The following is an 11948-nucleotide window of genomic DNA, read 5'->3' on the forward strand; positions in this document are numbered from 1 at the left end:
ACAAGGCCTTGACAAACGATTATTAATATTTAGTTAAAATGAACTTTTACCAACATTCTATTTTAATTGGACCCTATTAAATGAAATAAGTCTAATTTTATATTTTTAAAAAATCAAAATGCAACAACTCGAACATTGGGATATTCTTTTATCCAATCAAGTAGATAAAAAAGCGTTTATCGAAACTATTCTTTCTGGTAAATCAACTGGAAAACTTAGTGCTTTTAATACCAAAAAGGGGATTCTTTTTTCGGACATCGCCATTAATAAATTCATCAAAAAAGAATACCAATACGACACCATTGAAGCATCAGCAGAAACCATAAGGAAATTGAGTACATTTTCATCAGGAGAACGAAAAAAAGTGTTTTTAAAATATTGCATTAAGCAGCAACCTAGTTTTATCATTCTAGACAATCCTTTGGATCATTTAGATTTTAGCTCTAGAAAATCAATAACAATTGCTTTAGAGGAACTATCTAAAAAAATACCACTCATCCAGATTGTAAACCGGAATAGCGACTTGCTTTCCTTCATTCCGAAGAAAAGTCATGTGCTAAACAACTCCTTTGTTTTAGAGGAATTAAAATCAATTGTAAAAAATCCGACCGTAAATTTCAATGGTATACCAGCTGCATTTGAACCCATTATTTTCAATGATAGCGTTTTAATTAAAATGAATAAAGTTTGTGTAAGTTATCAAGAAAAACCTGTTTTAAAAAATATTGATTGGACAATTAAAAAAGGAGATTTTTGGCAATTATTAGGCCCAAATGGCTCAGGAAAAAGCACTTTGCTTTCTTTAATTACAGGAGAAAATGCAAAAGGATATGGTCAAGAAATCTATCTTTTTGGAAAAAAGAAAGGAAGTGGAGAAAGTATTTGGGATATAAAAAAGAATATTGGCTACTTTTCGACCGCCATGACTGACTTATTTCAAAAAAGAGACACTTTAGAGCAAATGATTTTATCTGGCTTCTTTGACTCCATCGGCTTGTATACGCAACCTACTCATTTCCAGAAAAAGATTGTAACACAATGGCTTGAATTGATTGATATGAATCATCTAAAAAACAGTACTTTCAATCAACTTTCCATAGGCCATCAAAGACTTGCTTTGATAGTAAGAGCGGTCCTTAAACACCCACCGCTAATAATTCTGGATGAACCCGTAGAAGGTTTAGATGATGAAAATGCCGCGTTGGTAACTCAATTAATTACTCTTTTATCGCAAAAAACAGAGATGGCAATTTTATACGTTTCCCATAGAGTAGAACCTAATATAAAGCCAAATGCTACCTATGAATTAACTCCAAAAATCACAGGATCTATCGGTAAAATTCTAAATTGATTTTCTTATAATATGGGCGTGACCACAAGAGTCGTGCTGGCCGTTCTTAATCCACCTAAAAAACGCGTGGGATTTCCACTTCCATCACTCACACGATACGCTGCTGTAAAAATCGCTATGACTAAAGAAACTAATAAAATTCACCATCAACATAAAACCATTTCCCACTCTCCTTCTTAAAAGTGGAGTGCTCATGGTGAATTTGCATCTGCATTAAGTGATCCAGATAGAAAGCCTTAAACTCCACAGTATTATCTGTCGCCTGTAACACCTCTAACTTTATCCATTGATTGCTTTGAGACCAATCAAGAATATCTTTTTTATTGTGCTCTTTTCGAGTTGAAACATGGGTGGTTTGCACAAGATAATCAGCATTATGTGTCGCGTATGCGGAATAACGGGAACGCATTAAAACGACTGCGGTAGCTGCGTTTTGGGTACCGTCAATATACTGTTTGCAACAATCCTTAAAATTTGTTTGGGAACCACAGTGGCAGGCTAACGCTTTCATTGTATGTACTAATTGGCTTGGCCATTAAGCGAAATAATAGATTGGTGCAATTGATTCAACAATACTTGGTATTTGCTAATTTCAATTAAATCTTCATCCTCTTCTGAATAGTCCAGTAATTCATCTAATACCTCGCTTACTTCGACTAGTTTATTATTGGCTTCTTTGGCATTTCTATTGGCAATTAAATCAATTACTTCTTGAACGCCTTTTTTCAAATCTGTAAATTTATTGTTTCCCATGGGATTTGCTTTTAATTAGTTCCTGACGCATTCGCCTCATTAAATTTCTTTACAATCTGTTTCAATTGTTCTTTGCGAGTGATTTCAGCCTGCTTTACCCTGTCCTGGGCTTTGTGCAACTTATCGTTATGCTTTTTAATGTTTTTCTCGTTGTTTCTGCTCATAATACTATTTCTTACATTGCAATTTAAATCCCGTTATTCTAAAATAATCAATACAACTAATTAGATTTTATAAAACAAGTCAAATTCCCTCAGCGTGATTCTATTTAATTTCTCTGTAAAGTTCGGCATTTTTAATACAATAAAAAATTATTCCGAAATGAGATAAGTTGACTTCTTCCATTTTTATTTCCTTATCACAAACTAAGCTGCATTTCTATCTTTTTTTTTATAAAAAAAATCCATAGCGCTAATTGATTGATAAAAGTATTTGAAGTCAACTAGTAGACACAGAACCCACAATAAAACATTGAATTAATTAGGTGTTTGAAAATAATTAATAAAAAAAAATATTAAATCTAAATCCATAAGATTTTTTAATTAATTTGCCTACATTATAGTTACTAATGCATTCAAATATTTGAATTTTAATAATTTCAGTTATCCCAAATTGCCCAAATAAAACTAATGGAATCTAAAAATAAGTGGTCTAATTTAATCAGTTGGTTTTTAACAAGGCCTAAAATTGCGGGGCTTATAGTTTCACTAGTCTTATGCAGCGTTGTGATCTTTGTTGCCTTCCAGCGTTATCAAATTCTGAAGGAAAACAAAAATAATGAAATGGACACGATCCTCTCAGGAGTTCATCAAAATATTGGACAATCCTTAAAAAACTGTTACGCAACTACATTGACACTAGCCCTAACTATTAATGATGAAGGCAAGCCTCAGAACTTTGATGAAATTGCGAAGCAGTTGTTAGCCTCAAACAACAGTATTAATTCAGTTCAATTAGTACCTAATGGAATTATAAGCTATGTATATCCCATGCAAGGGAATGAAGCTGCAATGGGATTAAATATCCTAAAATCAAAGAAACTAAGAAAAGAAGCTTTACAATCAATAGCTAATAAAAAAATGTACTTTGCAGGACCTTTTCAACTCAAGCAAGGTGGTGAAGGAATTGTGGGAAGATTTCCGGTTTATCACAAAGATAAATTTTGGGGATTTTCTGCTGTTATAATAAGGTTAGAAACTTTACTTAAAACATCAGGGATACATGCAATAGACAAATCAAAATACTATTTTCAATTATCGAAAATTAATCCAAATACTTCAAAGGAAGAATTTTTCCTGCCTATGAAAGGTAACTTCTCCCAGAAAAATTATGTGTCCGAATACATCCCGGATGGAAACTGGAAAATATACTTGATCAGCAAAAATCCAAATGATGTTTACACACACTTAATGGCTCCTACTATTTTAGGATTTATTTTAGCCTTGTGTTTTGGTGTTTTTATTGTCTTAATTTTTAAAAAACCAGCCGAACTACAACTTTTAGTAAATGAGCAAGCCACAAAACTAATCAATAGCGAAATAAAATTTAAAACTATATTTGATCAAGCTTCAGTGGGCATTGCACGAATTGATTCCTACTCAGGGTATTTCATGGAAGTGAATAAAAAACATAGTGATTTGTTAGGATATTCGTTAGAGGAAATTAAAAATAAAAATTTTCAATCTGTCACTCACCCTGACGATCTCGATGATGATTTAGCTAACTTAGGAAAGCTCAGGAGAGGAGAAATTCGAGAGTATTCAATGGAAAAAAGATACATCACAAAATTAGGAAAAGTGATTTGGATAAACCTCACTGTTTCTCCGATGTGGGAAATCAATAAACAAGCGACAACCCACATTGCAATTGTTGAAGATATCTCAGCTATCAAAGAAAGTGAAGAGCTACTCAAAAAAAGTGAAGTTCGGTTCAAAAGTTTGTTTGACGACTCCCCTTTAGCGCTATGGGAAGAAGACTATTCAGCAGTAAAAAACTATCTTTTCGAATTAAATCTAATCAATGAAGAACCAGAAATTGTGACAGCCTTTTTAGAGAGCCATCCAGAAATAATACAAAAATGTTTCTCTTTGATTAAAGTTCTCAATGTCAACAATCAATGCTTGATTCAATATGCACCAAAAACAAAACTTCAACATCTTAGCAGTACTGATATTATATTAGGTAAAGATATACCTCATTATTTCATAAAACATCTTGGAGCCATTTGCCAAGGGAATAATCATTTAAATATAGATGCTAATATAAAAAACCCTAAAGGCGAAATAAGGGATATTCATCTTATTTATAGTGTAGTCAAAGGATATGAAGATACATTAGAAAGAGTAATTATCGCTACAGAAGATATAACTGAACGTAAATCTGCTGAAAAAACAGCCTTAAAGACGCAACAAAAAATAGAATCTTTAATAAATACAGTTGATGGTATTGTGTGGGAATGTGATGCCGAAACATTAAATTTTTCTTTCATTAGTGAAAAAGTAAAAGATATATTGGGATATACTCCAGAGCAGTGGACCTCAAGCCCAAGTTTCTGGAAAGATCATATACACCCCGATGACACTTCTTGGGTTCAGAATTACTGCAGAACAAAAGTAGATGCAAATTCAAACCATGATTTTGAATACCGAATGATTGCCAAAAACGGTTCTTCGGTATGGCTTAGAGACATTGTAAATATAGTTGTTGAAACTGGCACAGCAACAAGTATGCGAGGCATAATGATTGATATTACAAAAACTAAAGAAGCGGAAAAAGAATTAAATAACTCCTTTAACTTAGTTACCGAACAAAACCAAAGGCTATTAAATTTTTCTTATATAGTATCTCATAACTTAAGATCCCATACGAGTAATATTGCATCAATAGTAAATTTAATTGAAATATCGGAGACAGATGAAGAGAGAAACGAGATGGTCCAATTATTAAAGACTGTTTCTGACTCCTTAAATGAAACAATGGTTCACTTAAATGAAGTTATAAATATAAGAACAAACATTGGTTTAGTATCTGAATCAATCAACCTTCAACAATATATAGATACCGCACAGAATGTCTTAACTGAACAAATAATATTAAATGATGTATCAATTACTACTATTATCCCAAAGAATATAACGGTTAATTATAACCCTGCATATCTAGAAAGTATCCTTTATAATATTATCTCCAATTCTATTCGTTACCGACACCCGCAACGAAAACCAGAAATCTCAATACAATGGTTTCTAGAAAATGATATGAATGTTCTACAAATATCAGATAATGGTGTAGGAATTGACCTTGTAAAAAATGCTGACAAAATTTTCGGGATGTACAAAACGTTCAGTAATAATCCAGATTCCAAAGGGATAGGCTTGTTTATTACTAAAAACCAAATTGAAGCCATGGGCGGTACCATAACAGTAGAAAGTGAACCAAATATGGGGACTACATTTAAAATTTACATACAATGAGAAAAAAAAACATATGGGTTATTGATGACGATCCAATCTACCAAATTCTCATTGATAAAATAATTAATAGATCGGGAAAATTCTCCTCTTTTTCTTCTTTTAAAAACGGGAAAGACGCTATCGACTCATTAGCCAATTCATTAAAGAAAAAGGACTCCCTGCCTGATTTAATTCTGTTAGATATTAACATGCCCGTTATGAATGGATGGGAATTTATGGATGCATTTAGTCTCCTAAAACCGGAAATTAGTAACCAAATCAATATCTATATTGTAAGTTCATCCATCGCAGCTGAAGATAAAAACAAATCGAAAACCTACTCAGAGATTTTAGGCTATTTATCGAAACCAGTTTCCATAAACGATTTACTATTAATTGCTTCAAACGATTAGAACAACATCGCAAATAGAAATCCCTTAAATTAAATACAGGATTCGCACGTTATAATATTTCGACATTTACACTACTTCCCTTTTTATTTCCTCCAAGGTTTTATTAGTGAAGATTAATTGGTCTATAATTTCTTTTCTCAAAACATCTAAATCATCATATTCAAAATACTTGGCCCATGAAGTCAGATTAAGGAGGTTCCTTATTTGTTTGATTTTTTTAGTAGTTTCAAAGCTGGTTCGAAGAATTGCCCTTTCATCATAACTAGGATTGTTTTTATGCTGATAATTGACTGTGTTCTTGACATAATTCATCTCTATATAGTACAATTCATCCAAGACATTATCTGGGTAAAAACTAGTCCACGGTGCAAAACCTAATTTAAATTTTGATTCCGACTCAGGTTCCAAAGGTTCTAAACGCCATTTGCTATTAGCTAATCGGCCCCAATGGTTCGACAACCGATACATTCCTACCTTAGTGTAATAATAACTACTGCCCGATTTGCTTGCATATTGCAACACTAAGCCTTCAATTTCTTCTATTGGAAATTCTTGGAACACACAGAAAGTGTTTTTAAAGGACTTGGGACTGGGACGGAAGATTTTTTGCATGTACAAATATAATCAGAATGTGCAGAACGTAGCGAGACAACTAATATTTGATTAACTTTGCAACTTGAATTTTTTAAAACAAATAGATTATGACCAAAGGTGCCGAAGAAAGAATGTTACAAAAGGGAGTTTATACAGGAATAATTGAAAAAGATGAAAACAACAATTTCTTTTGTGGTGAATTTCTTTTAGATTATAAAATGGTTATGGCCAAACACGTTGTTGGTGATATGATTACGATAAAAACAATCATCGAAAACCCTAGTGACATCAGCCACAACAAATACCCGAAAAAATCAAAAAATTTCGATAAAGCAAATAACAAACCGCAGCAATAATATCCTTTTAGAATAAAATTCCCGCAAACGAAGATGGAAACAGCTTTTTTCATAATATTTTTTAGTCTCCAACTAAAGAGTAAAAAAAAAGTGTACCTTTGCAAAAAATTTGTCGGGGATAGAAATCAAATTATATTGAATTCTTATTAAAAGACAAGTAGTTACCATATTATATGAAAAAAATAGTTGAATACCGCAAACTGCTAAATGTAGAAAAAACTGCAGAGCTAAAAGATTTGAAAACAATCTACCGTAACTCTATGAAGGAATGTCATCCTGATAAATTTCAAGGTGATGAAGCTGGATTAAAAGCGGCAGAAGAAAAAAGCAAGCAAGTTATTGAAGCTTATCATTTTTTGGTAAGTATCAATCCTGAAACAGCTAAACTAAACTTACCGGAATATACTGAAACAATTAACACCGCTACAATAACTGATTATAAGTTTGTTGAAGGTAGGTTAATAATCAATTTTTCAAATGGAAGTGTTTATGAATACATTAGTGTTCCTAAAGCCACTTACGTAAAGATGGTGAACGCTTCTTCTCCTGGAAGATTTGCAAAAAGACATATTCTAAATTCTTTCACTTGGAGAAAAACGATCAATCAAGACTAATTGAAACCGTTTCTTTAACGCTGAGTTAAAATATAAAAAGCCCAATTATTTTATAATTGGGCTTTACTATTTTATAACATCATTCGATTATTATAAACTCAGATCTTCTGTTTAATTGATGAGTCGCTTCATCGCAATTTTCCGAGATGCAGTCAACAATAGTTAGACTTTCTCCATAGCCTTTAGCAGTTAATCGATCTTTGTCGATACCTCGCGAAATTAAGAAGTTCATTGTTGATTGTGCTCGATTTTCTGACAACTGCTTATTTGATTTTTCAGAACCTCTTGTATCTGTATGCGACCTAATAGCAATTTTTAATTTTGGATACATATTCATTGCTTCTATTAACTTTCCTAATTCAAAACCAGCATCTCCTCTAATATTCCATTGATTAGTATCAAACAAAATTGGATTCAACTTCAAAATCTTTCCTAAATCGTCCCCTAAATTAGTGGTATAACATTCCTTTTCAAGGTAAATAGTAATAGTATTTTCTTCCGTTTTAACGTCTTGACTAACTATTAAGTAGCCTTGTTTCTCTATATTTATAGAATATTGTTCCGGACTACTAAGGGCAAAAACAACTTTACCTTCACGATCAGTTTGTGAGTCTTTCTCTACTAAATTAGCTTTGTTTCTCAAGGAAACTTTAGTATTTACAACTTCTTCGTTAGTGTTAAGATATTTTACAAAAACCCTAATTTCTTTTCCATCATTAAAATCTAACGGAGTAGTTTCTTTTAATAGATAAAGATCATCACTTCCCTTTCCTCCCACTCTATTAGAAGAAAAATAACCGTTTTTAGAAATATCGTTTATTATAAAATTAAAATCATCACTTGTACTATTTATGGGCTTACCTACATTTTGCACGGCAATAAAGTGGCCTTCTTGATCCATTTTTGCTGCAAAAACATCTAACCCACCAAGTCCTGGAATTCCATCCGAAGCAAAATACAGTATACCTTCCTTGCTCATAAATGGAAATGTTTCTCTTCCTTCGGTGTTAATTTTATCTCCCAAATTGACTGGTAAACCAAATGATCCATCAGCATTAATAGCTACCTCAAAAATATCAGATAAACCCATAGTTCCTGGCATGTCGGAAGCAAAATACAGTGTCCGTCCATCCTTACTTAATGCAGGATGCGCTACAGAGTATTCGTCGCTATTAAAAGACAATTCTTCAATAGTACCCCAGTCCCCAGATTTATCTAATCTTGCCCGATAGATCTTTAGCTTTGTAATACCGTTTAAATCACCTTTTCTCTTATTATTTAGATAATTATTACGAGTAAAATAAACTGTCTTACCGTCACTAGTAAAGACAGGAGTAGATTCGTGAAATTTACTATTTATTTTATTCGAAAATTTTACTGAATTAGTTATTTGACCATCAGCTTCTATATTTGCAACATATAAGTCCGTAAACATTTCATTATCCCATTTGTGAATTTTACGTGCCATTAGGCCCGTATCCCGTGCACTAGAATAGACAAGCTTGTTATTATAAAATGTTGCGCCATAGTCTGCGGCATCTGAGTTATCGACCAATAAATTAATTGAATATCTATTTAATTTTTTGTTGATAGTATTGAAGAAATCTTCATTTGACTTCAATAATTTCGACCTACTATCATCAGGCTTAGTTCCCATGAATTTATTCATAATTATGGCTGCTTCCTTATAATTATCAATTGATTTTAGGGCATGGGAATATCTAAAATAACACTCGGGATCTACAGATTCGTTATTCTCTACTGCCTTTTTGTACCAAATAGCAGCTTCCTTTAAATCACCTTTAAAATAATATGAGTCACCCATTTTTTTAAATAAATCAATAGATGCGTATCCTTGGTCCGCAATTTTTGTATAAATGTCTATTGCCGGTGAAAATGAATAATTCTTAAAATTTTCGTTTCCTTTTTCAATTTTATTATTCTGTGCATAAATGCTATTAGCACTGATGATAAAAATAATGGTCGTTATAATTTTTTTAAATTTCATAGCGCTAGTTTTTTAGAAATACCTTGGAGAGAATAATTTTTGGTATTTGTTAAACAATTCAAATCGAAGTACAATTTCAAAAGACCCATCATTAAAAGAGGTGTTACCTAATTCTGTTATCTCTTTATCATAAGCAAATCCTACCATGATCCCCCTATCAATATTGAAACCGGCTAAGGCACTCCAAGCTGCATCTAATCGATAAGCAGCTCCTAAAGTAAATTTTTCATTGTAAATAAAGTTGGCAGATACATCTAACTGAAGGGGAGCGCCAGCAACTATTTTTGTGAGAATTGCGGGTTTCAATTTTAAAGTTGGACTCAAATCAAATACATATCCGGTAATGAAATAAAAATTCATATTTTCTTTTGCCACTGAAAACGATTCATCGTCAAAATATTTTGTTTCTAAAATATTAGGAACTGACACACCTGCATAGAATTTATCCGAATGGTAATAAATACCTGCACCTATATTAGGCGACATTTTATTGTTTAAATTATTTTCAAGCATTGTAGGTTCATTTTGATACCGGCTTAACTGATTGAAGTCGATGCTCAATAAATTAAGTCCTCCCTTAACACCAAAAGAAAGTTTTCCGTTTGCAGAAGTCTCAATAGTATAGGAAAACATAGCGTCAAAAAAAGTTTCACTAGTAGGTCCGATTTTATCATTTACAACAGAAAGACCTAAACCTATCCTATCTGATACAGGAGCATTCACATTAAAAGTTTGTGTTTTTGGAGCTCCATCTAAGCCTACCCACTGCGATCTATGTAAAGCAGTCAAACTCAATACTCCTCTAGAGCCGGCATACGCTGGATTTACGCTCATTGTATTATACATGTATTGTGTATACTGTGCGTCTTGTTGTGCATAATTTACAAACCCAACAAATAGAACTATTATTAGATATATTTTTTTCATCTTCTAAATTATTTAGTTGTTATTTAAGACCTGGATTTTTTCCAGGCCTTTTTTAGTTATCTGTTAATTGATGTATATATAACCTGACTTATTAATTCTTTCTTTATTATTGTTTATATAATCAATAACATAAAAATAGGTGCCTGCAGGTAACATTTCATTACCTGAGATAGTGATTCTACCTCTAGATTTTCCACTAAAGAAATTAGTTTGAGAATTATATGATTGTGTATCCCATACTAAAACACCCCATCGATTGTAAATTTTAACCGTGTTTTGAGGAAAATTATCTAAATTCTCTATTACTAATATATCATTATATCCATCTCCATTTGGTGTCATCAATTGGTTAACAAAGACCTCTTCTTTTGAGATGTTATTAGGTTCTAAGTAATCTGGTATTCCATCTCCATCCGTATCTTTAGGATTGTTAGGATTGTTACCAATTTCATCGCCATTTGCAATTCCATCACCATCACAATCACCAGCTAAGAAAGCAGCTGATTGAGGTACACTTACATGTTCTTCGATAGCATCACAACCATCAATAGGGTTTGTTTCGTCGATGAACTCAGTTCCATCTATCACACCATCTCCATCGGTATCTGGATTCAACGGATCTGTACCAAGGGTAACCTCTTCGCCGTCAGTAACTCCATCTCCATCACTATCAGAATTTAAAGGATTTGTTCCAATGGCGTTCTCTTCACTATTAACAAGTCCGTCACTATCACAGTCTAAATTAGGGCTATCAGTACAATTTGCTATTCCAATAGTCACCGAACCAATATCACACAAACCAGCACTATCACAAACTTGATATTCAAATGTATCAGTGCCAACTGTAAAACTTAGATTAGGAGTATAATTTACTGTTCCATCTTCATTAACTACGACTATACCTTTTGTTGACGGTGTAATAATAGTTACTGTTAGAAAATCTGCCTCAATATCTTTGTCATTAGCTAATACTGGAATTCTTACCAAAACACCTGGATTTGTTGTAGCTGCATCATCTACTGCTACTGGGGCATCGTTCACTGCTGTTACTGTAATTGTTACTAATCCTATATCGGATGAATTACCATCAGTTACCGTATAGTTAAAACTATCCAAACCATTATAATTCAATACCGGTGTATATGTATAACTTCCATTTGAAGTCAAGACTACTGTTCCGCCTTGGGCTGTTGTAATGGTGCCTGATACTACTGTTAGTGTATCGCCATCTGCATCAGTATCGTTCGCATCTAAATCTACTGTCGAATTAAATACGGTGTCTTCAATTGCTGTTATATTGTCATCTACTGCTACTGGGGCATCGTTCACTGCTGTTACTGTAATTGTCACTAATCCTATATCAGATGAATTACCATCAGTTACGGTATAGTTAAAACTATCCAAACCATTATAATTCAATGCCGGTGTATATGTATAACTTCCATTTGAAGTCAAGACTACTGTTCCGCCTTGGGCTGTT

12 protein-coding genes are annotated in these 11948 nt (G+C 32.9%); 5 read left to right on the top strand and 7 right to left on the bottom strand.

The genetic code is table 11. From position 1 onward, the window contains the following. The first annotated feature begins 118 nt into the window (after nucleotides 1-118). Nucleotides 119-1351, top strand: a complete 1233-nt coding sequence (locus HJ01_RS15915; protein WP_007139525.1) for an ATP-binding cassette domain-containing protein — start codon at nucleotides 119-121, stop codon at nucleotides 1349-1351. A gap of 130 nt (nucleotides 1352-1481) precedes the next feature. Here the strand turns inward: HJ01_RS15915 and HJ01_RS15920 are convergent, their stop codons facing one another. From HJ01_RS15920 to HJ01_RS17795, 3 genes are read right to left on the bottom strand one after another with little or no spacing between them, the layout of a single operon-like run. After that, a complete protein-coding gene (locus HJ01_RS15920) occupies nucleotides 1482-1862 on the bottom strand; it encodes a YchJ family protein (RefSeq protein ID WP_007139526.1) in 381 nt (126 codons plus the stop codon). A gap of 8 nt (nucleotides 1863-1870) precedes the next feature. Beyond that, entirely contained in the window at nucleotides 1871-2104 is a 234-nt protein-coding gene (locus tag HJ01_RS15925; RefSeq protein WP_007139527.1) for a hypothetical protein, read from the bottom strand. Between the two features lie 11 nt (nucleotides 2105-2115). Then, nucleotides 2116-2268, bottom strand: coding sequence for a hypothetical protein (locus HJ01_RS17795; protein WP_007139528.1), 153 nt, complete (start codon nucleotides 2266-2268; stop codon nucleotides 2116-2118). A gap of 465 nt (nucleotides 2269-2733) precedes the next feature. Here HJ01_RS17795 and HJ01_RS17225 point away from each other — a divergent pair, with 465 nt between their 5' ends. Then, nucleotides 2734-5577, top strand: a complete 2844-nt coding sequence (locus tag HJ01_RS17225) for a PAS domain S-box protein (RefSeq protein WP_007139529.1) — start codon at nucleotides 2734-2736, stop codon at nucleotides 5575-5577. Continuing rightward, nucleotides 5574-5969, top strand: coding sequence for a response regulator (locus HJ01_RS15940; RefSeq protein WP_007139530.1), 396 nt, complete (start codon nucleotides 5574-5576; stop codon nucleotides 5967-5969). Before HJ01_RS17225 ends, HJ01_RS15940 begins: the two co-directional genes overlap by 4 nt. 66 nt (nucleotides 5970-6035) lie before the next feature. On the opposite strand, the gene HJ01_RS15945 is transcribed toward HJ01_RS15940, so the two are convergent. After that, on the bottom strand, nucleotides 6036-6581 hold the full coding sequence (locus HJ01_RS15945; RefSeq protein ID WP_040474067.1) for a hypothetical protein: 546 nt from the start codon (nucleotides 6579-6581) through the stop codon (nucleotides 6036-6038). Nucleotides 6582-6670: 89 nt separating this feature from the next. Here HJ01_RS15945 and HJ01_RS15950 point away from each other — a divergent pair, with 89 nt between their 5' ends. Then, on the top strand, nucleotides 6671-6919 hold the full coding sequence (locus tag HJ01_RS15950) for a hypothetical protein (protein WP_007139532.1): 249 nt from the start codon (nucleotides 6671-6673) through the stop codon (nucleotides 6917-6919). A 173-nt stretch (nucleotides 6920-7092) separates the two neighbouring features. Then, nucleotides 7093-7533: a KTSC domain-containing protein gene (locus tag HJ01_RS15955; RefSeq protein ID WP_007139533.1), complete on the top strand. Its 441-nt coding sequence runs from the start codon at nucleotides 7093-7095 to the stop codon at nucleotides 7531-7533. Between the two features lie 79 nt (nucleotides 7534-7612). Here HJ01_RS15955 and HJ01_RS15960 read toward each other — a convergent pair whose 3' ends face one another. The 3 genes from HJ01_RS15960 to HJ01_RS15970 all read right to left on the bottom strand — a co-directional run. After that, complete coding sequence (locus tag HJ01_RS15960) at nucleotides 7613-9541, bottom strand: OmpA family protein (protein WP_007139534.1); 1929 nt, start codon at nucleotides 9539-9541, stop codon at nucleotides 7613-7615. Between the two features lie 12 nt (nucleotides 9542-9553). Continuing rightward, complete coding sequence (locus HJ01_RS15965) at nucleotides 9554-10468, bottom strand: type IX secretion system membrane protein PorP/SprF (protein ID WP_007139535.1); 915 nt, start codon at nucleotides 10466-10468, stop codon at nucleotides 9554-9556. Between the two features lie 63 nt (nucleotides 10469-10531). Beyond that, a partial coding sequence (locus tag HJ01_RS15970) for an Ig-like domain-containing protein (RefSeq protein ID WP_040474068.1) occupies nucleotides 10532-11948 on the bottom strand: 1417 nt, incomplete at its 5' end.

The sequence above is a fragment of the Flavobacterium frigoris PS1 genome, from assembly GCF_000252125.1.
In the GTDB taxonomy this organism is placed as follows: Bacteria; Bacteroidota; Bacteroidia; order Flavobacteriales; family Flavobacteriaceae; genus Flavobacterium; species Flavobacterium frigoris_A.